Origin of the sequence: Amycolatopsis sp. NPDC049252, assembly GCF_043197175.1 — a bacterium.
Classification (GTDB): Bacteria; Actinomycetota; Actinomycetes; order Mycobacteriales; family Pseudonocardiaceae; genus Amycolatopsis.
In genome coordinates, this window is record NZ_JBICSQ010000011.1 from 154,731 (window position 1) to 175,609 (window position 20,879).

16 protein-coding genes and 1 rRNA gene are annotated in these 20,879 nt (G+C 71.1%); 11 read left to right on the plus strand and 6 right to left on the minus strand.

The features are described 5' to 3' along the window. Positions 1 to 35 precede the first annotated feature (35 nt). Positions 36 to 962, plus strand: a complete 927-nt coding sequence (locus ACGFMK_RS16540) for an undecaprenyl-diphosphate phosphatase (RefSeq protein ID WP_392763226.1) — start codon at positions 36 to 38, stop codon at positions 960 to 962. 1 nt (position 963) lies between these two features. After that, complete coding sequence (locus tag ACGFMK_RS16545; RefSeq protein WP_392763229.1) at positions 964 to 1,836, plus strand: cytochrome c oxidase assembly protein; 873 nt, start codon at positions 964 to 966, stop codon at positions 1,834 to 1,836. Here ACGFMK_RS16545 and panB read toward each other — a convergent pair. Next, positions 1,833 to 2,717, minus strand: coding sequence for a 3-methyl-2-oxobutanoate hydroxymethyltransferase (gene panB, locus ACGFMK_RS16550; RefSeq protein ID WP_392763231.1), 885 nt, complete (start codon positions 2,715 to 2,717; stop codon positions 1,833 to 1,835). The two genes, ACGFMK_RS16545 and panB, sit on opposite strands and share 4 nt — an antisense overlap. Before the next feature lie 265 nt (positions 2,718 to 2,982). Here panB and lysX point away from each other — a divergent pair, with 265 nt between their 5' ends. From lysX to ACGFMK_RS16565, 3 genes are all read left to right on the plus strand, one after another. Next, on the plus strand, positions 2,983 to 6,300 hold the full coding sequence (gene lysX, locus ACGFMK_RS16555) for a bifunctional lysylphosphatidylglycerol synthetase/lysine--tRNA ligase LysX (protein ID WP_392763288.1): 3,318 nt from the start codon (positions 2,983 to 2,985) through the stop codon (positions 6,298 to 6,300). A 64-nt stretch (positions 6,301 to 6,364) separates the two neighbouring features. After that, on the plus strand, positions 6,365 to 6,934 hold the full coding sequence (locus ACGFMK_RS16560; protein ID WP_392763233.1) for a hypothetical protein: 570 nt from the start codon (positions 6,365 to 6,367) through the stop codon (positions 6,932 to 6,934). Positions 6,935 to 6,997: 63 nt separating this feature from the next. Next, positions 6,998 to 7,588 (plus strand): DinB family protein, encoded by a 591-nt coding sequence (locus ACGFMK_RS16565; protein WP_392763236.1) that lies wholly within the window; start codon positions 6,998 to 7,000, stop codon positions 7,586 to 7,588. A 153-nt stretch (positions 7,589 to 7,741) separates the two neighbouring features. Here ACGFMK_RS16565 and ACGFMK_RS16570 read toward each other — a convergent pair whose 3' ends face one another. Then, a complete protein-coding gene (locus ACGFMK_RS16570; RefSeq protein ID WP_392763238.1) occupies positions 7,742 to 8,275 on the minus strand; it encodes a methylated-DNA--[protein]-cysteine S-methyltransferase in 534 nt (177 codons plus the stop codon). A gap of 62 nt (positions 8,276 to 8,337) precedes the next feature. Here ACGFMK_RS16570 and ACGFMK_RS16575 point away from each other — a divergent pair, with 62 nt between their 5' ends. Further along, entirely contained in the window at positions 8,338 to 8,952 is a 615-nt protein-coding gene (locus ACGFMK_RS16575) for a VOC family protein (protein ID WP_392763241.1), read from the plus strand. Here the strand turns inward: ACGFMK_RS16575 and ACGFMK_RS16580 are convergent. The 3 genes from ACGFMK_RS16580 to secA2 all read right to left on the minus strand — a co-directional run bounded on the left by ACGFMK_RS16580 (position 8,949) and on the right by secA2 (position 13,701). Next, on the minus strand, positions 8,949 to 10,670 hold the full coding sequence (locus tag ACGFMK_RS16580) for an NAD+ synthase (RefSeq protein ID WP_392763243.1): 1,722 nt from the start codon (positions 10,668 to 10,670) through the stop codon (positions 8,949 to 8,951). The genes ACGFMK_RS16575 and ACGFMK_RS16580 overlap by 4 nt on opposite strands. Before the next feature lie 59 nt (positions 10,671 to 10,729). Then, the gene (locus tag ACGFMK_RS16585; RefSeq protein WP_392763246.1) at positions 10,730 to 11,281 is read right to left on the minus strand and encodes a DUF5565 family protein; all 552 of its coding nucleotides are present in this window, start codon (positions 11,279 to 11,281) and stop codon (positions 10,730 to 10,732) included. 77 nt (positions 11,282 to 11,358) lie between these two features. After that, positions 11,359 to 13,701: an accessory Sec system translocase SecA2 gene (gene secA2 / locus ACGFMK_RS16590; protein WP_392763249.1), complete on the minus strand. Its 2,343-nt coding sequence runs from the start codon at positions 13,699 to 13,701 to the stop codon at positions 11,359 to 11,361. A 95-nt stretch (positions 13,702 to 13,796) separates the two neighbouring features. On the opposite strand from secA2, the gene ACGFMK_RS16595 reads away from it, so the two are divergent. After that, positions 13,797 to 15,416, plus strand: coding sequence for an alpha/beta hydrolase (locus ACGFMK_RS16595; RefSeq protein WP_392763252.1), 1,620 nt, complete (start codon positions 13,797 to 13,799; stop codon positions 15,414 to 15,416). Here the strand turns inward: ACGFMK_RS16595 and ACGFMK_RS16600 are convergent, their stop codons facing one another. Continuing rightward, on the minus strand, positions 15,417 to 16,046 hold the full coding sequence (locus tag ACGFMK_RS16600; RefSeq protein ID WP_392763255.1) for an LppX_LprAFG lipoprotein: 630 nt from the start codon (positions 16,044 to 16,046) through the stop codon (positions 15,417 to 15,419). An 87-nt stretch (positions 16,047 to 16,133) separates the two neighbouring features. On the opposite strand from ACGFMK_RS16600, the gene ACGFMK_RS16605 reads away from it, so the two are divergent. The 4 genes from ACGFMK_RS16605 to ACGFMK_RS16620 form a co-directional block, all read left to right on the plus strand. Continuing rightward, complete coding sequence (locus ACGFMK_RS16605; RefSeq protein ID WP_392763258.1) at positions 16,134 to 17,414, plus strand: MFS transporter; 1,281 nt, start codon at positions 16,134 to 16,136, stop codon at positions 17,412 to 17,414. Positions 17,415 to 17,476: 62 nt separating this feature from the next. Continuing rightward, the gene (gene glnA / locus ACGFMK_RS16610) at positions 17,477 to 18,820 is read left to right on the plus strand and encodes a type I glutamate--ammonia ligase (RefSeq protein WP_323334309.1); all 1,344 of its coding nucleotides are present in this window, start codon (positions 17,477 to 17,479) and stop codon (positions 18,818 to 18,820) included. Further along, positions 18,821 to 20,374 carry an amidase gene (locus tag ACGFMK_RS16615; RefSeq protein WP_392763261.1) on the plus strand — a complete coding sequence of 518 codons (1,554 nt, stop codon included), beginning with the start codon at positions 18,821 to 18,823 and terminating at the stop codon, positions 20,372 to 20,374. A 431-nt stretch (positions 20,375 to 20,805) separates the two neighbouring features. After that, a 16S ribosomal RNA gene (locus ACGFMK_RS16620) occupies positions 20,806 to 20,879 on the plus strand; the annotation flags it as partial.

Consider the following 20,879-nt stretch of genomic DNA (forward strand, 5'->3'; position numbering starts at 1 on the left):
TCGGGGTCGAGGAAACGCTGTACGAAAGGCACGGAATGTCCGCGGTGACCTATGTCGAGGCGATTGTCGTCGGCGCCTTGCAAGGGGTGTCGGAATTGTTTCCGGTGTCCAGTCTCGGCCACAGCATCCTGTTGCCCGCCTGGCTCGGCGGCCAGTGGCAGCAGGACCTGAGCATCGGCAAGGACTCGCCCTACCTCGCGGTACTCGTGGCCATGCACGTGGCGACCGCCCTCGCGCTGGTCCTGTTCTTCCGGAAGGACTGGGTGCGGATCGTCCGCGGCCTCTGGACCTCGGTCCGCTACCGCGAGGTCCGCACGCCGGACCAGCGGCTCGCGTGGCTGCTCGTGCTCGCCACGATCCCGGTCGGGCTGGCCGGCCTGCTGTTCGAAGGGCTGCTGCGCGACGTCCTCGGCAAGCCGGTGCCGGCGGCGATCTTCCTCGCGCTCAACGGCGGTGTCCTCTACGCCGCCGAGAAGTTCTCGCACCGGCGTCCCGAAGAGAACGACGACACAGTGGACTTCTCGGCGGAGGAAACGCTCGTGATGCGGGCCGTCACCGTCGAGGAGGCGACCGACGTCCGGCTGGCGAAACTGGGTGTCGGCGAAGCCGTCCTGATCGGCGCGGCGCAGATCTTCGCATTGCTGCCCGGCATCAGCCGCTCCGGCATCACGATGGTCGCCGGCCTGCGCCGCGGGCTGGGTCACGAGGACGCCGCTCGGTTCGCGTTCCTCCTTGCCACACCGGTGATCCTGGCCGCCGGCGTGCTGAAGATGCCGACGCTGTTCACCCCGGAGAACCACGCTTCGCTCGGCCCGGCCCTCGTCGGCAGCGTCGTCGCCGGGGTCGCTTCGTACATTTCCGTCCGGTTCCTGACGGGCTACTTCGAAACGCGCACGTTGACCCCGTTCGCGATTTACTGCGTGGTCGCCGGAATCGCCAGCCTGATCTTCTTCGCGGTCTGACGTGCCTCTCACCTTGGACGTTCCCGCGGTGCTCGTCGTGCTCATTCTGGGCGGGCTCTACCTCCGGGCGACGCGCCACCGCTCGTGGCCACCGGGCCGCACGACGGCGTTCCTCACCGGGCTCGCGACCATCCTCGTCGTCACCTGCTCGCCGTTGGCCTTCTACGACCGGACGTTCTTCTGGGTTCGCGCGGTCCAGACCGTCACGCTGCTGATGATCACGCCGCTGCTGCTGGCCTTGGGCGCACCGATCCGGTTGCTGCTCGACGTCACCCCGGCCCGATGGCTGCGACGGCACGGCCGCGGCCCGGTGGCCCGTGCGCTGACCTTCCCGCCGGTGATCACGCTCGCCCTGGTCGTGCCGGTCCTGGCGCTCTACCTGACCCCGCTCTACGACCTCACGCTCCGGGAACCGGTGGTCGACGGACTGGCCCGGGCGATGCTCGTCCTGTCCGGGTTCGTCTACTTCTGGACGCGGCTGGGGCTCGACCCGACCCCGCGCACGGACCCGCACCTGGTGTCGGTGTGGATCGCCTTCACCGAGGTCGTCTTCGACGGCGCCCTCGGCCTGGTGCTGTGGCTCGGCCCGCTGCTCGCGCCGGCCCACTACGCGGCCGCGCACCCGGGCTGGGGCCCGGACCCGCGCACCGACCAGATCGTCGGCGCGGGTGTGCTGTGGATCGGCGGCGACGTCGCCGGCCTGCCGTTCGTCATCGCGCTGTTCGTCCGCTGGGCCCGCGACGACGAGCGGCGCGCGAAGCAGATCGACGTCCAGCTGGACGAGGAAGCCGCTTCGGGCGCCGCAACGGGGTCGTCGGGGCTGTGGTGGGAGAACGACCCGGCACTGGCCGAGCGGTTCAAGGGCCGGGGTTAGTCGTGGAACTCGTGCTCGGGTGCCGGGAACTCACCGCGGCGGACGTCCTCGGCGAACGCCGTCGCCGCGTCCTGCAGCACCGTCGCGACGTCGGCGTAGCGCTTGACGAACCGCGGTGCCTTGCCGCGCCGCAGCCCGGCCATGTCCTGCCAGACGAGCACCTGCGCGTCGCAGTCCGGGCCGGCGCCGATGCCGACGGTCGGGATCTGCAGCTCCGCGGTGACGCGCTTGGCGGCTTCGGCGGGCACCATCTCCATCACCACCGCGAACGCCCCGGCCTCCTGCAGCGCCAGCGCGTCGGCGAGCAGCACGTCCGCTGCTTCGCCGCGCCCCTGCACCCGGTAGCCGCCGAGGTTGTGTTCACTCTGCGGGGTGAACCCGATGTGACCCATGACCGGCACGCCCGCCGACGTCAGCGCCTCGACGTGCGCGGCGAACCGGCGCCCGCCCTCCAGTTTGACGGCGTGCGCGCGGCCCTCCTTCATGAACCGCACCGACGTCTCCAGCGCCTGCTGCGGCGAGAGCTGGTAGGAGCCGAACGGCAGGTCGGCGACCACGAGGGCGCGCTTGACCGACCGCGTCACCGCCCGCACCAGCGGCAGCAGCTCGTCGACGGTCACCGGCAGCGAGGTGTCGTAGCCGAAGACGTTGTTGGCCGCGGAGTCGCCGACGAGCAGCACCGGGATCCCGGCCTCGTCGAACAGCGCGGCGGTGTACATGTCGTAGGCGGTGAGCATGGGCCACGGCTCGCCGCGTTCCTTGAGCTCCCGCAGGTGGTGCACGCGGACCTTCCGGCCCGGACTGGGCGCCGCGGGTGCGGCGGATCCGGTGCCGTAGGGCGCGGCCACCTCGTCGGAGGAGGTTTTGTCGGTGGCTGACATCGTCGTCGACCGTCCTTCCCTCGGGGCCTGGGTGAGGTCCCCGGGTCGTGGAGCAGATGCGTCTCAACAGGCGTCTCAAAGCGTGACACGCACCCGCACCGACCTCGACTCCGTGCGACCAGCTTCACACCGTCGTGCGGCGGGACCAGACGGCATCAGCCTTCAGGTTGATGTCGGGGGACAACCAACCTGGGTTCACTGACGTCAAGAAGAGGTCATGAAGAGCATGGCGACCGAACGGCCGCGAAAGGCGACAACGGCGACGATGGGCACCACCGCGCGCACGCGCATTCCCGCCTGGAAGGCGAAGAGCGGCGGCATCGTCGCCACCGTGGTGCAGCTGGCCGCGGTGTTCTCGGTGGTCCTGCTGCTGACCGGCGGCCCGCGCGGGCGGCTGATGAACGGCCTCGACATGGGCTTCTCGGCCCTGAGCGTGCCCACCAGCGCGAGCTTGGTGATGGTGCTGCTGCTGGTCGTGCTGGGCGGGGCCCTGCGCCGCCGCAAGAAGGCGGCGCTCGGCACGCTCGTGCTGTTCCAGGTCGGCGGGCTGCTGCTCACCCTGGCCCTGCAGGCGACGCTGATCTGGTCACCCGATCTGCTGACGCTCGGGCCGAAGCAGATCCGGCACATCCCGGCGCAGCTGTGGGTCCTCACCGCGGCCGACGTGCTCTCGATCGGGCTGATCGTGTTCCTGCTCGCGCTGCGCCCGGCCTTCCCGGCCCGGCTCGCGCCGAGCGCCTGGCGTGACGGCCTGACCATGCTGTTCGGCGGGTTCGCCGTGGTCATCCTGGTCGGCTGGCTGCTGGCCGAGACGTTCCCCGGCCACCTCGGCGACTCGTGGGAGCGCTTCGCCTGGGTCGTCAACCACGCCACCGGTGAGAACCTGCAGCTGCGCAAGATCGGCGTTGGCGAGGGGCCGGCCTGGCTGGACGTCTTCCTCGACCTGAGCGCGACGCTCGTCGCCACGGCCGCGCTGTACATGCTGTTCCGCGGGGTCCGCAGCCGCCGGCTGCGCACCGACCAGGAGGAGCTGCGCGTGCGGGAGCTGCTCGCCGAACACGGCGAGGACGACTCCCTCGGCTACTTCGCCACCCGGCGCGACAAGAGCGTCGTCTTCGCGCCGAACGGCCGCGCCGCGGTCACCTACCGCGTGCTCGGCGGTACCAGCGTCGCCAGCGCGGACCCGATCGGCGACCCCGAGGCGTGGCCGGACGCGGTGCGCGCGTGGCTCGACGAGACGCGCACGTACGGCTGGACCCCGGGGGTGCTCGGGGCCAGTGAACGCGGCGCCAAGGTGTACACCGGCGCGGGCATGCGGGCGCTGGAGATCGGCGACGAGGCGGTGCTCGACGTCCGCGAGTTCAGCCTCGCCGGGCCGGAGCGGCGTTCGGTCCGCCAGGCCGTCAAGCGCATCGAGCGCGCCGGCTACACCTCGCGCGTGCGCCGGCACGGCGAAATCCCCGACGGCGAGATGGCCGAGCTCCTGGCCCGGGCGCAGGCCTGGCGCGGCGCCGAGACCGAACGCGGGTTCTCGATGGCGCTGGGTCGCCTCGGCGACCCGAGTGACGGGCGCAGCGTGATGGTCGAGGCCTACGACGCCGCCGGCGAGCTGCGCGGGCTGCTGTCGTTCGTCCCGTGGGGACGCCGGGGGCTGTCGCTGGACCTCATGCGCCGCGACCGCGACGCCGAGAACGGCCTCAACGAGTACATGATCGCCGAGGTCGTCGCGGCCGGGCAGGTCCTGGGCGCGCAGCGGATCTCGCTCAACTTCGCCATGTTCCGCGCGGTCTTTTCCGAGGGGGAGCGGATCGGTGCGGGCCCGGTGCTGCGCGCCTGGCGCGGGGTCCTGAGCGTCGCGTCGCGGTTCTTCCAGCTGGAGTCGCTGTACCGCTCCAACGCCAAGTACGGCCCGGAGTGGGAGCCGCGGTTCCTCTGCTACTCCTCGGCCCGGCGGCTGCCGCGCGTCGGCATCGTCGCGGGCGCGCTCGAGGGGTTCGTCCCGACCGGACGGTCGCGCTCACTGCGGCTCGAGACGGTCACCGACGGCTTCGTCGCCCGCGTCCGGGAGATCGAGGAGTCGGCCGCGGTGCCGGTGGCGAAGGCCGTGCGGCGGCCCGAGCAGGTGCGCGTCCGCGTCGCGAAGCTCGGCAAGCTGCGCGAAGCCGGGATCGACCCGTACCCGGTCGGCTTCCGCCGCGACGACCACATCGGCGACGTCGTGGCGAAGTTCGGCGCGCTCGACCCGGACACCGCCACCGGGCACCGGGTCCGGATCGCCGGGCGCGTGCTGGCCATGCGCACCCTCGGCGGGCTGTGCTTCGCGCGCGTCAAGGACTTCAGCGGCGAGATCCAGCTGATGCTGGACGCGGGCGAGCTGGACCTCACGGGCTGGCGGACCGGCGTCGACCTCGGGGACCACGTCGGCGTCAGCGGCCAGGTCGTCACGTCGAGGCGGGGCGAGCTCTCGGTGCTCGTCGACGAGTGGACGGTCACCGCGAAGTGCCTGCACCCGCTGCCGGACAAGCGGAAGGGCCTCACCGACCCGGAGACGCGGGTGCGGCAGCGCTACCTCGACCTGGCGGTCAACCCGGACTCGACGAACATGCTCCGGCTGCGGTCCACAGTGGTCCGCGCGGTGCGGGAGCGGCTGCACCAGGCCGACTACCTCGAAGTCGAGACGCCGATGCTGCAGACGGTCCACGGCGGCGCCAACGCCCGGCCGTTCGTCACCCACATCAACGCCTACGACATGCGGATGTACCTGCGGATCGCGCCCGAGCTGTACCTCAAGCGGCTGTGCGTGGCCGGCGTCGAGCGCGTCTTCGAGCTCAACCGCAACTTCCGCAACGAAGGCGTCGACGCGACCCACAACCCCGAGTTCACGATGCTCGAGGCGTACCAGGCGTACGCGGACTACGACACCATGCGCACCCTGGTGACCGGCCTTGTCCAGCACGCGGCCGAAGCGGCATACGGCGCTCAGGTCGTGCGCCGCCCCGACGCCGATGGCAAGTTCGTCGAGTACGACATCTCCGGTGACTGGCCGGTGATCCCGGTCCACGAAGCCGTCTCGGCGGCGTTGGGTGAGCACGTCGACTCGGGTACGTCCGTGGCGGACCTGCGCCGGTTCTGCCTCGCGGCCGGCGTGCCGGTCGGGGAGGACCCGAGCCACGGTGATCTCGTGCTGAAGGCCCACGAGCACCTCGTCGAGGGCTCGACCGTGCTGCCGACGTTCTACACGGACTACCCGACGGACGTCTCGCCGCTGACCCGCCAGCACCGGACCGACCCGCTGCTGGCGGAGCGCTGGGACCTGATCGCGTTCGGCTCGGAGGTCGGCACGGCCTACACCGAGCTGACGGACCCGATCGAGCAGCGGCGCCGGCTGGAGGCGCAGTCCTTGCGCGCGGCCAGTGGTGACGTCGAAGCGATGGAGCTGGACGAGGACTTTTTGCTGGCCCTGGAGCACGGAATGCCGCCGACCGGAGGCCTCGGCCTGGGCGTGGATCGCCTGCTCATGATGTTGACGGGAGCGTCGATCCGCCAGACGGTGCTGTTCCCGTTCGTCCGTCCGCAGGGATAACGACTGGGTCGCCCTGATCACGCTGGACCCGCGCGATGGCAGGCGTTCGCTTAATGTGTGCGACGTGCGCACGGCTCGGATCGCCTCGGCTCTCCTCATGGGGATGGCCGTGATCGCCTATTCGGGTTGGCTGCTCGAGTTCTTCGTGCCGACGGGGGTGTCGCCGGTGCGGGACCCGGCCGACGCGCTGCTCGCCGGCCCGCCCGTGTTCCGGATCCTGCTCGCGATCTCGGGAGCCGCGTTCCTGCTCGCCGGGCCGCCGCTGCACCGGCTCGGGCCGGTCCAGTGGCAGGCGCGGCTGAGCTCGATCTCGGTGAGCGTGTTCGGGGTCGTCGTGCTGTTCCAGGCCGCTTACCCGGACAGCAGCGGCGTGATCTCGTCGCTGCTGAGCATCGTGCTCGTGATCGGGGTGATCAGCCTGGTGCTGTGGTGGCCGCCGGGCTGGCGCCGGCTCGCCGTCATCGGGCTCGTGGTGGTGATGGCGACCTGGCTGGCGGTGATCCTCGCCCGGCAGCTGGGCGAGTTCGAAGGCGTGTTCAGCCGCCTGCAGCTGGCGGTCCGCGCGGTGCTGTTCGGCGCGGGCGGCGTGTACGCCTTCGTCAAGCCGGCGCCGCGGCACGCTCCCCGGGTCTGATCTTTCGAAATTGTCGGTGCCGGATGGGAGTATCTGGTTCCCGACTCCGGAGGAGAGAACGACATGGCGGGAAACGTGCCCCCGGTGGCCGACGAGCGTGAGGGCTTGCTGCGCTTCCTCGAGCAACAGCGTTACGTGCTCAAACTGGCCGCACACGGCCTGACCGACGAGCAGGCGCGCTACGCGCCGACGAAGAGTTCGCTGTCGGTGGGCGGCTTGATCAAGCACGTCGCCAGCACCGAAGACGGCTGGATCGACATCGCCCTGCAGCTGCCCCAGAAGCCGTTCGACGAGGCGATGCAGGACTACGCCGAGGCGTACCGGCTGGGCCCGGAGGAGACACTGCAGAGCGTCCTGGAGCGCTACGACGAGGTCGCCGCCCGCACGGCGGAGGTCATCGGCCGGATCGACGACCTCGGCCGCCCGGTCCCGGTGCCGAAGGGCGTCCCCTGGTACCCGACCGACGTCGACGCCTGGTCGGTCCGCTGGGTCCTGCTGCACCTGATCGAGGAGACGGCCCGCCACGCCGGCCACGCGGACATCATCCGCGAGCACGTCGACGGCGCCACCGCCTTCCCGCTGATGGCCGCGGCCGAAAACTGGCCGGAAACCCCCTGGATGAAACCCTGGAAACCCAGCCCCCAACCAGCCTGACCGACCCTCCCGGCACGCGACCCGACGCCCCAGGTACGCGTGTCGTCCGTCCAGGTACGTGTGTCGTCCCTCCGGGTACGCGTGTCGTCCGTTCGATCGCCCGTGTCGGCGTTCCGCACACGGCACGGCCCGGCGCGACAGGGCGGGCGGGCGTCAGAACAACGTCGGCTCGTCCGCCAGCGCGCCCTCGATCACGAGCATCCGGCGTTTCGTCGCCACTCCGCCGCGCGCCGAGAAGCCGCCGTCGCGCCCGCCCGCGGCCAGGACCCGGTGGCACGGCACGACGATCGGGAACGGGTTGTGCCCCATCGCCTGCCCGACCGCCTGCGCCGACCCGGGCATCCCGAGCCGGTGCGCGATGTCGCCGTAGGTCAGGGTCTTGCCCGGCGGGATGGTGCGCGCGATCTCGTACGCGCGCCGGTTGAACTCGGGCACCGCGGCCAGGTCCAGCTCGATCCCGGCGAGGTCGCGGCGCTCGCCGGCCAGCAGGGCGACGATCTCGTCGACCGCCGCCTGAACCGGCGGAGGCGGCGGACCTTCGACGGCCTCCGGGAACCGCTGAGCCAGCCACGCGCGGGTGCGCGCAGCACTGCCCTCCGGCAGCGACGTCCCGATCACGACGTCGTCCCGCCACGCGAGCCCGCACACCCCGATCGCCGTGTCGAAGACCGTGAACCCCGGTGTCATGCGGCCAGCCTACGACCGAAGGGAGGCTGTCGGCGGTGGCTCGGCCACGGGATGATGGGCCGGTGCTGGACCACCTCGTCTACGCCGGACCGGACCTCGCCGAGGCCGTCGCGCGCGTCAAGGAACTCACCGGGGTCACCCCCGCGCCCGGCGGCAGTCACGTCGGCGTGGGCACGGCCAACCACCTCGCCGACCTCGGCGCCGGTGCCTACCTGGAGGTGATCGGGCCCGACCCGGCCCAGCCGGAGCCTGCGCGGAAGCGGCCGTTCGGCATCGACGACCTCACCGAGCCGGCCCTGGTGGCCTGGGCCGTGCGCACCACGGACATCGACGCCACGATCAAGAACGCCCGCGCCCACGGTTTCGACCCGGGTGACGCCGTCGAGATGTCCCGCGAGACCGCCGAAGGCGAGTTGCTGCGCTGGCGCCTGACCCCGACGAGCGTCCCGGGCACCCTCACGCCGTTCCTCATCGACTGGGGCAGCACCCCGCACCCGACGACCCGCGGCCTGCCGTCCCTGCCGCTGCTCATGGTGACGGGCACCCACCCGGACCCGGACTCGGTCCTCGCGGTGACGGACGCGCTGGGCCTGGAGCTCCTGGTCCGGCGCGCCGACCGCGCGGGCTTGACCGCCGCTGTCCGCACCCCGGAAGGCCGCCAGGTGGCGTTGAGTTAGGCCTTGCCCTCGCGCCACGCGTTGGTCATCGGGAGCCGCCGGTCGCGGCCGAACGCCTTGAGCGTGATCTTCGTGCCCGGCGGGTACTGGCGCCGCTTGTACTCGGCCTTGTCGACCATCCGCACCACGCGGTCGATCGTCTCCGGCGCGAAACCGGCCTCGACGAGGTCGGCGTACCCGCGGTCGCCCTCGACGTAGTCGTCGAGGATGTCGTCGAGCAGCGCGTAGTCCGGCAGCGAGTCGGAGTCCATCTGCCCCGGCCGCAGCTCGGCCGACGGCGGCTTGGAGATCGAGTTCTCCGGGATCGGCGGCGTTTCGCCGCGCCTCAAAGCCTCCGCGTTGCGCCACCGCGCCAGCTGCCAGACGTGCGTCTTGAAGACGTCCTTGATCGGGGCGAACGCGCCGACCGCGTCGCCGTAGATCGTGGAGTACCCGACGGCCAGCTCGGTCTTGTTGCCGGTGGCGAGGACCAGGTGACCGTCCAGGTTGGACAGTGCCATGAGGAGCATGCCGCGGGTGCGCGCCTGGATGTTCTCCTCGGCGAGGCCCGTCAGGTTCAGCTGCTCGACGTAGACGCGGACCATGTCCTCGACCGGCTCGACCCGGTAGTGCGCGCCGATCCGCTGCGCGAGGTCGGCCGCGTCGTCCTTCGAGTGGCCCGAGGAGTACTTCGACGGCATCGAGACGCCGTAGACGTTGTCGCCGCCCAGCGCGTCCGCGGCCAGCGCCGCGCACACCGCCGAGTCGATGCCACCGGAGAAGCCGAAGATCACCGACGAGAAGCCGTTCTTGTGCACGTAGTCCCGCAGCCCGACGACCAGCGCCGACCACACCTCGGCCTCGTCCGACAGCGGCTCGCTGATGACCGGCTCGGCCGTCGGCTCGTAGGACGGCAGCGGTTCGGAACTCAGCACCCGCCGCCGGACGTGCAGGCCTTCGAGGTCACCGTCGCCGGCGTGCCCGCCCGCGGTGAGGTCCAGGTCGAGCACGAGCAGGTGCTCGACGAACTGCGGCGCGCGCGCCACCACCGAGCCGTCCGCGCCGACGACGAGCGAGTCGCCGTCGAAGACGAGGTCGTCCTGGCCGCCGACCTGGTTGGTGTAGACCAGCGGCGCGCCGGCTTCGGCGGCGCGGCGGGCCACGAGCGGCAGCCGCTGCTCGTCCTTGGACCGTTCGTACGGCGAGGCGTTCGGCGCCACCACGAGGTCGACCCCGGCCCGGCCCAGCGCCGAGATCGGCCCGCCGTCCTGCCAGATGTCCTCGCAGATGACCATGCCGATGTCGAGCCCGTGGAACCGGACGACGTCGAGCGTGGTGCCCGGCTTGAACCAGCGGTGCTCGTCGAACACGCCGTAGTTGGGGAGGTGGTGCTTGAACTGCCGCGCGACGACCTCGCCGCGGTAGAGCGCCGCCGCCGCGTCGCGCGGGCCGGCCTCGTCGAGGTCGAGGTACCCGATGTAGGTCAGCACTTCGCCGCAGCCTGCGTCGTCCAGCCGGCGCGCCAGCGCCTCGACGCCCAGCCGCGATGCCTCGGCGAACGTGCGGCGCAGCGAGAGGTCTTCGACCGGGTAGCCGGTCAGGGACATCTCGGGGAAGACGACGACGTGGGCGCCGGCTTCGGCGGCCCGGCGGGTCCAGGCGACGTGCAGGTCGGCGTTGCCGTCGAGGTCGCCGACGGTGGGGTTGACCTGGGCGAGCGCGATGCGCAGTTGCGGCATGCCGCCATTCTGACGCACCGCCACCCGCCCAGCCGAGCGAATGTGGGCGAAAAGCCACCCTAGGTCGACGCGACGGCGTCCCGGTGCTTGAGCTTCGCCATCCGCCCGTCCCGGTGGTGCCAGACGACGCCCTCGAACTCCGGGTGCGCGAGCAGCCACGCCATCAGCCCGTCGAAGTCGCGCGGGAGGCCGGTGAACTCCTGCGCGGTCGCGTGCGGGACCAGCCGGTGCGCGCCGAGCTTCTCCGGATCGCCGTTGACCTTCGGTCCGCACAGCTCGTAGGTGCCGGGCGCCGCACCGAAAAGCCGCTCCCGCGCTTCCTCGAAGAACTCCGCGAACGGCGACTGCTCCACCGGCTCCCAGCCGACCGTCTTCCCCGTCTCCGGGTCGGTCTGCACGGCCTCGAACCCGGCCGGCGCGCTCTTCCCCGGCTTCACCTCGCGCCGCGCCCACCAGTCCCCGGACTCGTCGAGCCGGACGCAGGTGCCGTCGTACTTGCGGGTGGCCACGCCTTGGCCGTCGAGCACCCACTGGCACGCCGGGTGCACTTCCCGGGTGACGCGCCGAAGGTCTTCGGGGTCGCGCCGGAACAGCGTCGGGATCTTGAGCATGGCCCCATCCTTCCGTTCCGGGCAACCGAAAAAACCCCCGCCCGGGCTAATCGGGCGGGGGTTTCCGGGAAGTAGGGCTACTTCCGCTTGATCATGCTCCGGACCTTCTTGATGGTCTGCTCGAAGTCGGAGTCGAACGGGTTGTCGTGCACCAGGTAGGTCCACGTCGTGTTCGCCCGCCGGACGCCCGCGTCGCCGAGGTCGATGCCGTCGTCGGTCAGCTCGGCCTCTTCGAGCGTCTTCGCCGCGCGCGAGTCCGCCTCGGCGATGATCTTGTGGAACTCCGGGATCGCCGCGCGGTGGAACTCGTCGAGCGGCGTCTCGCGCGCCAGCGCCCGCAGGTGGATGCTCTCGCGGACGTCGGTCAGGTAGGCCAGGTGGTCCGACCAGAGCTGGTCGACGTGGAACAGCAGCACCTCGCGGCACAGCTGCTCCAGCTTCTCCTGGTCGTCGCCCAGCTTCTCCTTCAGCTCGGCGAACTTCTCCGGGTGCGCCTTCTCCAGCTTCTCCGCCGCGTACGCCTCGCGAAGCACCTTGTCGCGGTGGGTCAGCAGGTCACGCCGCTGCCGCTCGATCAGCCGCGTGTAGCGCCAGGTGTTGCGGTGGATCTCCAGGTCGACACCCTCGGCGACGCGCTGGGCGTGGTTGAGCTGCCGCAGCGCCGCGTTGTCGGTGATCTCGCCGGTCTCTTCGTCGTCGGTGATGCCGTCGGGCACGTCCGGCGCGTTCGACAGCACGAGCTCGTCGTTCAAGCTCGCGAAGAAGATCGCGCTGCCCGGGTCGCCCTGCCGGCCGGAGCGGCCGCGCAGCTGGCCGTCGAGCCGGCTCGACGGGTACCGCGCGGTGCCGATCACGTGCAGGCCGCCCAGCTCGACGACCTCTTCGCGGGTCGCGCCGTCGGTGCCGCCCAGCCGGATGTCGGTACCGCGCCCGGCCATCTGGGTGGACACGGTGACCGCGCCCTTCTTGCCGGCCTCGGCGATGATCGACGCCTCTTCGGCGTCGTTGCGCGCGTTGAGCACGACGCACTCGAGGTCGACCTTCGCCAGCTTCTCGGCCAGCTCCTCCGACTCGGCGACGTCCTGGGTGCCGACGAGGATCGGCCGCCCGGTCTCGTGGACCGTGCGGATCTCCTCCTCGATCGCCCGCAGCTTCTGCGACGGCGACGCGAAGACCCGGTCCTCCAGGTCCTCGCGGACGTTCGGGGTGTTCGGCGGGATGACCGCGACCTCGAGCTCGTAGAACTCGCGCAGCTGCTCGGCGACCGCGACCGCGGTACCGGTCATGCCCGCGACCTCGGGGTAGCGCGCCAGCAGCGCCTGGACGGTGATCGAGTCCAGGATCTCGCCGCGGTCGGTCGCGCTGACCTGCTCCTTCGCTTCGACGGCGGCCTGGAGGCCGTCCGGCCAGCGCTGCAGCTCGGCGACGCGGCCGCGGGCGGCGTTGATCAGCTGGACCTTGCCGTCGCGGACCAGGTAGTCGACGTCCCGGGTGAGCAGCGCGTGCGCGTGCAGCGCGACGTTCACCGCGGGGAGCCGGTCCGAAGCCGTCTCGCCGTAGAGGTCGTCGACCTCCAGGCCGAGCGACTTCGCGACGACGGACGCGCCGGCGTCGGTCAGCCAGGCGTTGCGGCCTTCGCTGTCGGTCTCGTAGTGCAGGTTGAGCCGCAGCCGACGGACGACCTTCGCGACCTCTTCGTCGGCGTCGGTGTGGTCGATCGAGCCGGCCATCACCAGCGGGACGCGGGCCTCGTCGACCAGCACGGAGTCCGCCTCGTCGACGATCGCGACCTCGGGGGCCGGCTGGACGAGGTCGTCGACGTTCGTGACCAGGCGGTCGCGCAGCACGTCGAAGCCGATTTCGGCGACGGCGCCGTACGTGACGTCCTTGGCGTAGGCCTCCTTGCGCTCCGCCTGGGAGTGCGACGGCTCGACCCAGCCGACCGACACGCCGAGCAGCGCGTACACCGGGCCCATCCACTCGGCGTCGCGCCGGGCCAGGTAGTCGTTGACCGTGACGACGTGCGCGCGCCTGCCGCGCAGCGCGTACCCGGCCGCGGCCAGCGCGCCGGCGAGCGTCTTGCCCTCACCGGTCTCCATCTGCACCACGTGCTTGCTGAGCAGGCCCATCGTGCCGAGGATCTGGACGTCGAACGCGCGCTCGCCCAGTGCCCGCCGAGCGGCCTCACGACCGAGCGCGCACACCTCGATCAGGTGATTGTCGCCGAACGCGGTGTCCTTCAGCGTTTCGCGAAGCTTCCCGGCCCGCTCGGTCAGCTCCTCGTCGGAGAGCTTCTCGAGCTCGGGTTCGAGCTTCTCGACTGCGGGCAGCAGTGCTTCGTAGCGGGTCAGCTCGACGCTGCCCGGCCGCTGGATGATCCGGCGGAGCCGTTTGCCCACCCGGCTGATCAGTGCTGCCACCCCTGGTCTCCCGTTCTCTCTCGCTCGACCGGCCTGCCCCACCCAACGTGGCGGTGGTGCGTTCGAGTTCCGCGGCCGGATGGGACGATCCAACCGTGTTCCCACATCCCAGCGCCAGGTCCCGTAGTCGCACGATCACCGCGATCGCGGCTTCCGCGCTGCTCGCGGCCTCGCTGACCGCCTGCACGTCCACCGGCAAGACCACGCCGCCGTCGCCGACCACCGAGTCGCACCCGCCGTCCGGGCCGGTGCCCGGGGGGCTGGAGCGGTTCTACGGCCAGAGCCTGACCTGGGCCGACTGCGCACCTTACGCGACGTCGGAGGACGCGAGGTCGGCGTTCCAGGCGAAGGACATCCAGTGCGCGCGGCTGACCGTGCCCCTGGACTACACCAAACCGGACGGAACGACCATCACGCTCGGCCTGCTGCGGCACAAGGCGACCGGCGGCGACCGGATCGGGTCGCTGGTGGTCAACCCGGGCGGACCGGGCGCCTCGGGCATGGTCGCCGCCGCCGGGCTGATCAAGCCGACGGCGAACACGGACCTCGGCAAGCGCTTCGACCTGGTCGGCTTCGACCCGCGGGGGATCGGCGCGAGCCAGCCGATCATCCGCTGCCTGACCGACTCCGAGCGCGACGCCGACCGCGCCGACGACAGCGAGACCGACGGCTCGCCGCAGGGCGTGCTCAAGCAGGAGGCGCAGGAAAAGGACTTCGCCGCCAAGTGCGCCCAGCGCACCGACGACGGCACCGGGCTGCTCGCCAACGTCGGCACCCGCGACGTCGTGAAGGACCTCGACGTCCTGCGCTCGGTCCTCGGCGACGAGAAGCTGACCTACCTCGGCTACTCCTACGGCACCCGGATGGGGTCGACCTACGCCGAGGCGTTCCCGAAGAACGTCCGCGCGATGATCCTCGACGGCGCGGTCGACCCGGACCAGGACGCGGTCGAGTCGCTGGTCGCGCAGGGCCAGGGCTTCGGCGGCGCGTTCACGCAGTTCGCGAAGTCGTGCACCGCCCAGCAGGACTGCGCGCTCGGCCAGGACCCGGCCGCCGCGGTCAAGGTGTTCCAGAACCTCGTCCGGCCGCTGATCGACTTCCCGGTCCCGGTCGGCGACGGCCGCAAGCTCTCCTACGAGGACGCGACCACCGGCGTGATCCAGGCGCTCTACCAGGAGAGTCTCTGGGACGCGCTGAACACCGGACTCAACGAGCTGAAGCAGCAGCGCGGCGCGACACTCGAGAAGCTCGCCGACATCTACAACGAGCGCGACTCCAGCGGCAAGTACGGCACCACGCAGGACGCCTTCACCGCGATCCGCTGCGTCGACGACCCGCGCGTCACCGACCCGGCCGTCATCCTCAAGGCGCAGGAGGAGTACGTGCAGGTCGCGCCGTTCCTCGACGACGGCCGCCCGGCGAGCGCGGCCCGCGACGCCTGCGCGTTCTGGCCGGTGCCGAACACCTCGGAGCCGCACGTGCCGAACGTCGAAGGCCTGGCGAAGACGCTGGTCATCTCGACGACGAACGACCCGGCCACGCCGTACCAGGCCGGCGTCAACCTCGCGAAGGGCCTGAAGGGCGCGCTGCTCACCTTCGAAGGCACCCAGCACACGGTGTTCCTGCAGGGCATTTCCTGCGTGGACCAGGCGGGCACGGCCTACCTGGTGGACGGCACGGTCCCGGCGGAGGGCACCCGCTGCACGGGGCAGTGATCACGCCTGGGGCGTCAGGGACAGCTCGATCATCACGGGGCTGAGGTGGTCGCCGGCCGGCGGGATCTGCGCCCACAGCCGGACGAAACGCCGGGGGCCGTCGGCCGAGACCCACACCTTGACGACGACGTCGGCGGTCACCTGCGGCAGCACGCTGTGCGCGACCGCCGCCGGCACCCGGCCGCCGACGCGCAGCGCGGCCACGCCGTCGACGTTCTCCTTGCCCTCGGTCTTCGCGTCGGTGACGCCGTCGAGCAGCCGCTTCAGCCCGGAGTTCGGCCCGAGGAACGCACCGACCGTGTACGCCCCGGGCAGCGCACCCTGCCCCGCGATCTGGTCGCCCCGCACGTCGAAGGGGGCCTTGACGTGCCCGTTGCCCGCCTGGACGTCGGCCGTGCCGGTCGCGGACCCGCCGTCGTCGAGCGTCGCGTCGCCTTCGATCTGCCGGAGCGGGAAGTCCGGCAGGACGCCGTTGACCCCGGCCGCGAAGTGCACGCTCCGCACCGACGCGAACGACGTCGCCGCGTCGCGGACCAGATCGGCACCCGCGGGGAACGGCCCGCGCGTGTCGGGCGAACCGGCGCACCCGGCCGTCAGGAGGACCACCAGCAGCAGGGTGATGCGGGACATCCCCGAAGCCTAGTCGTGGCCTGATCCTTGCGGAGGATGTCCTTCAGGCCACTTCCGCCGGCACGCGCGCGCAACGAGACTGCGGGGGTGACTGTCGAGACCCGCCCCGCCCCGAAGCTGCACCGCGCCTGGCTGATCGCCGGGGCCGCGTTCGTCGCGTTGCTCGCCTCCGCCGGCTTCCGGTCGGCCCCCGGTGTCCTCATCGACCCGCTCCACGAGGAGTTCGGCTGGTCGACGGCCACGATCAGCTCGGCCGTCTCGGTCAACCTCGTGCTCTACGGCCTTTTCGCGCCCTTCGCGGCCGCCCTGATGGAGCGGTTCGGCATCCGCCGGGTCTCGGCGACGGCGTTGTTCGTCATCGCCGTCGGCGCGGCCGGCACGGTGTTCATGACCGCGAGCTGGCAGCTGATCCTCTGCTGGGGCGTGCTGATCGGCGCGGGCACCGGCTCGATGGCGATGAGCTTCGCCGCGACCGTCGCGGCCCGGTGGTTCGTCCGCAGCCGGGGTGTCGTCACCGGCGTCCTGACCGCGGCCGGCGCCACCGGCCAGCTGATCTTCCTGCCGCTCATCGCGAACCTGGCGGTCGGCTCCGGCTGGCGCACCGCGTCACTGGTGATCGCCATCGCGGCGCTCGCCGTCGTCCCGGTGGTCCTGCTGCTCATCCGCGACCACCCCGCCGACGTCGGCACCACGGCCTACGGCGCGCCCGCCGACGCCGAGGTAGCCCGCCCCGCGCCGAAGACCGGCTCCGCCCGCCGCGCCCTGTCCGTCCTTAAGACGGCGGCCCGCACGCGGACGTTCTGGCTGCTCGCGGTCGGTTTCGCGATCTGCGGCGCGACGACGAACGGCCTGGTCGGCACCCACTTCGTCCCGGCCGCCCACGACCACGGCATGCCGCAGACGACCGCGGCCGGCCTGCTGGCCCTGGTCGGCGTCTTCGACGTCGTCGGCACGATCTTCTCCGGCTGGCTCACCGACCGCGTCGACCCGCGGGTCCTGCTCGGCGTCTACTACGCCCTGCGCGGGCTCTCGCTCGCCCTGCTCCCGCAGCTGTTCATCGACTCCGTTCAGCCGAGCATGTGGGCGTTCATCCTGTTCTACGGCCTAGACTGGGTGGCCACGGTCCCGCCGACCGTCGCGCTGTGTGTCCGCGCCTTCGGGGACGCCGGCCCGATCGTGTTCGGCTGGGTCTTCGCCTGCCACCAGCTGGGGGCCGCGTTCGCCGCGTCGGCCGCCGGCCTGGTCCGCGACCAGCTCGGGAACTACACCGTGGCCTGGTATTCCGCGGCCGTCCTCGCCGTGATCGCGTCGGTCGCGTCGGTGTCCATCAAGCGCGCGAAGAAGCCCGTTCCGGTGCCGGTGAACTGACCTTCGTCACCCTCGGCGCGTCGTGAAACATCCCGTTAACACGCTGTCGTTAGGGTGCGGCCATGGATCGCCAGCAGGAATTCGTGCTCCGCACGCTCGAGGAGCGCGACATCCGTTTCGTCCGTCTCTGGTTCACCGATGTGCTGGGGTTCCTCAAGTCCGTCGCGGTCGCGCCGGCCGAGCTCGAGGGCGCCTTCACCGAGGGGATCGGCTTCGACGGCTCGGCCATCGAAGGGTTCGCGCGCGTCTACGAATCCGACATGGTCGCCAAGCCGGACCCGGCCACCTTCCAGGTGCTGCCCTGGGAGACCCCGGACGGCAGCCCGTACTCGGCCCGGATGTTCTGCGACATCGCGATGCCGGACGGCTCGCCGTCGTGGGCCGACCCGCGCCACGTGCTGCGCCGCCAGCTGTCGAAGGCCGCCGAAGCGGGTTTCACCTGCTACGTGCACCCGGAGATCGAGTTCTTCCTCCTCGCGAACCTGCCGGACGACGGCAGCGAGCCGGAGCCCGCGGACAACGGCGGCTACTTCGACCAGGCCAGCCACGCCACGGCGACGCACTTCCGGCGCCACGCCATCGAGACCCTCGAGGCGATGGGCATCTCCGTCGAGTTCAGCCACCACGAGGGCGCGCCCGGCCAGCAGGAGATCGACCTCCGCTACGCCGACGCCCTGACCATGGCCGACAACGTGATGACGTTCCGTTACGTCGTCAAGGAGGTCGCACTGACCCAGGGCGTGCGCGCGACGTTCATGCCGAAGCCGTTCACGGACCAGCCCGGCTCCGGGATGCACACCCACATCAGCCTCTTCGAGGGTGATCGCAACGCCTTCTACGACGCCGAGGACCCGCACGAGCTGTCGGAGACCGGCAAGGCGTTCGTCGCCGGGCTGCTGCACCACGCCAAGGAGATCTCCGCCGTCACCAACCAGTGGGTGAACTCCTACAAGCGCCTGATCAGCGGAAGCGAGGCGCCGACGACGGTTTCGTGGGGCCGGGCGAACCGCTCGGCCCTCGTCCGGGTGCCGATGTATTCACCCGGAAAGGCGTCATCCCGACGGGTGGAAATCCGTACGCTGGACTCCGCGTGCAACCCGTACCTCGCGTACTCGGTCATCCTGGCCGCCGGGCTCAAGGGGATCGAGAAGGGGTACGAGCTGCCGCCACCTGCCGAGGACAACATCTGGCAGCTGTCGGACTCCGAGCGGCGCGCCGCCGGTTACGCGCAGTTGCCCCAGAACCTGGGGGAAGCCCTGGCCGAGATGGAGAAGTCCGAGCTCCTGCCGGAAGCACTCGGCGAGCACGTCTACGACTTCTTCCTCCGGAACAAGCGCTCCGAGTGGGACAACTACCGGAGCGCCGTCACCCCGTACGAACTCCGCACCCTGCTGCCGGTGCTCTGAATGGGGCGGCGGCCGGTGTTCCTCGCGATCCTGGCCGCCGCACTCGTGCTCGTCCCCGCCGCACCCGCCGCGTCCGCTTCGCGGTTCGACCTCGACGCGGCCGACATCCCGGCGCTGCAGGCGCGGATGGCGTCCGGCCGGCTCAGCGCGGCCGGGCTGACCCGGCTCTACCTCGACCGGATCCACCAGGTCGACGGCCAGGTCAACGCCGTGCTCGCGCTGAACCCCGGGGCGCTCGGCCAGGCTCTCGAAAGTGACGCCCGGCGGCGGGCGCACCACCTGCGCGGGCCGCTCGACGGCATCCCGGTGCTGGTCAAGGACAACGTCGACACGCGCGACCAGCACACGACGGCCGGGTCGCGGGCGCTGCGCAGCTACCCGGCGAAGGACGCCACGCTGATCACCCGGCTGCGGAACGCGGGGGCGGTGATCCTCGGCAAGGCGAACCTGTCCGAGTGGGCGAACTTCCGTGCCGCGAAGCCGACGTCGGGCTGGTCGGGCGTCGGCGGCCAGACGAACAACCCGTACGTGCTGGACCGCAACCCGTGCGGGTCGTCCGCCGGATCCGCGGTCGGCGTCGCCGCGTCGCTGGCCCAGGTCGCGATCGGCAGCGAGACCGACGGTTCGATCGTCTGCCCGGCCGGGATGACCGCCACGGTCGGCCACAAACCGAGCCTCGGCCTGGTCAGCCGCACCGGCGTGGTGCCGATCTCCGCCGAGCAGGACACCGCCGGCCCGATCGCCCGCAACGTCGTCGACGTCGCGCTCACGCTGTCGGCCCTCCAGGGCCGCGACCCGTCGGACCCGGCCACCGCGGAGTACCCGCGCACCCAGCCCACGGACTACGCGAAGCTGCTCCGGCCGGGCGTGCTGCGTGGCGCCCGGATCGGCCTGTGGCGGCTGCCGGTGCTCGGCCCTTCGACCGACGCGGTCATGACGTCCGCGAAGAATTCCCTGGTCAAGGCCGGTGCGACCGTCGTCGAAGTCACGCCGCCGTACCAGAACCGGCTCGGCGAGCTGGAGTTCCCGGCACTGCTCACGGAGTTCCACCGCGACATCGACGCCTACCTGGCGACCCGCCCGCGGGGGCCGCGGAACCTGGCCGAGCTGATCGCGTACAACCGCGCCGACCCGCTGGAGCAGACCTGCTTCGCCGGCCAGGAGCTGTTCGAGCAGGCGCTGGCCGCGCCACCGCCGACCGACCCGGGGTACCTCGCCGGGCGCGCCGAGCTGTCGGACCTCGCGCGCCGGTCACTGGACGAGACGCTGGCGAAGCACCACCTGGACGCGATCGTCTCGCCGACCAACCCGCCGGCGTGGAAGACCGACTGCGCGACGGGGGACGACGACGTGATCCCGTCCTCGACCCCGGCCGCCGTCGCGGGCTACCCGGACGTGACCGTGCCCGCGGGGTTTGCCGGACCGCTCCCGGTGGGTATCTCGTTCATGGGTGCGCGGTGGTCCGACGGCCGGATGCTGGCGCTCGCGGCAGACTTTGAACGGGCCGCGCCGGCCCGGGTCCCGCCGCGGTACCTGCCGACCCTGCCGTCGTAGCCCTCCGTGAGCACTCTGACCTGCGGCGATACCGTTAAGTGACCCCCCTGTTCGGGACCGGTTTCGGGGCATGTAATCTTCTCTTCGTCGCCAGGAACACCGGGTCACACCGGGGCCGCAAGCCCCGGAGACCAGGACGGGACGAGCGGGTTGACACCGCGGATCGGACCGGGTAATGTTCAGCGTCGGCCCACGAGCGGCCGCCGAATCCCTACGACTAACTTCGTCGGCTGAGGCATGCTCGACCAAAAGTTTGTGAATATCGCTTGGAACAACTGCCGAGGATAAAGCCGCTGATAAGGCGGTGAGTCCAGAGTGTGTTGCTTGAGAACTCAACAGTGTGCTAGTGAACTAAGCCAGTAGAGCTTATGTTTTGAAACCTCGTATGAGGTTCCTTTGAGAGCATTAAATTGCCTCGATTAAACTGTTCATTGTTGGAGAGTTTGATCCTGGCTCAGGACGAACGCTGGCGGCGTGCTTAACACATGCAAGTCGAACGATGAAG

Bases quoted from the DNA above. Each gene is read 5' to 3' on its own strand.
- ACGFMK_RS16600 (WP_392763255.1), bottom strand. From the start codon at position 16,046: ATGTCCCGCATCACCCTGCTGCTGGTGGTCCTCCTGACGGCCGGGTGC.
- ACGFMK_RS16585 (WP_392763246.1), bottom strand. From the start codon at position 11,281: ATGCTCAAGATCCCGACGCTGTTCCGGCGCGACCCCGAAGACCTTCGG.
- ACGFMK_RS16565 (WP_392763236.1), top strand. From the start codon at position 6,998: ATGGCGGGAAACGTGCCCCCGGTGGCCGACGAGCGTGAGGGCTTGCTG.
- panB (WP_392763231.1), bottom strand. From the start codon at position 2,717: ATGTCAGCCACCGACAAAACCTCCTCCGACGAGGTGGCCGCGCCCTAC.
- ACGFMK_RS16580 (WP_392763243.1), bottom strand. From the start codon at position 10,670: ATGCCGCAACTGCGCATCGCGCTCGCCCAGGTCAACCCCACCGTCGGC.
- glnA (WP_323334309.1), top strand. From the start codon at position 17,477: ATGGATCGCCAGCAGGAATTCGTGCTCCGCACGCTCGAGGAGCGCGAC.
- ACGFMK_RS16570 (WP_392763238.1), bottom strand. From the start codon at position 8,275: ATGACACCGGGGTTCACGGTCTTCGACACGGCGATCGGGGTGTGCGGG.
- lysX (WP_392763288.1), top strand. From the start codon at position 2,983: ATGGGCACCACCGCGCGCACGCGCATTCCCGCCTGGAAGGCGAAGAGC.
- ACGFMK_RS16615 (WP_392763261.1), top strand. From the start codon at position 18,821: ATGGGGCGGCGGCCGGTGTTCCTCGCGATCCTGGCCGCCGCACTCGTG.
- ACGFMK_RS16540 (WP_392763226.1), top strand. From the start codon at position 36: ATGTCCGCGGTGACCTATGTCGAGGCGATTGTCGTCGGCGCCTTGCAA.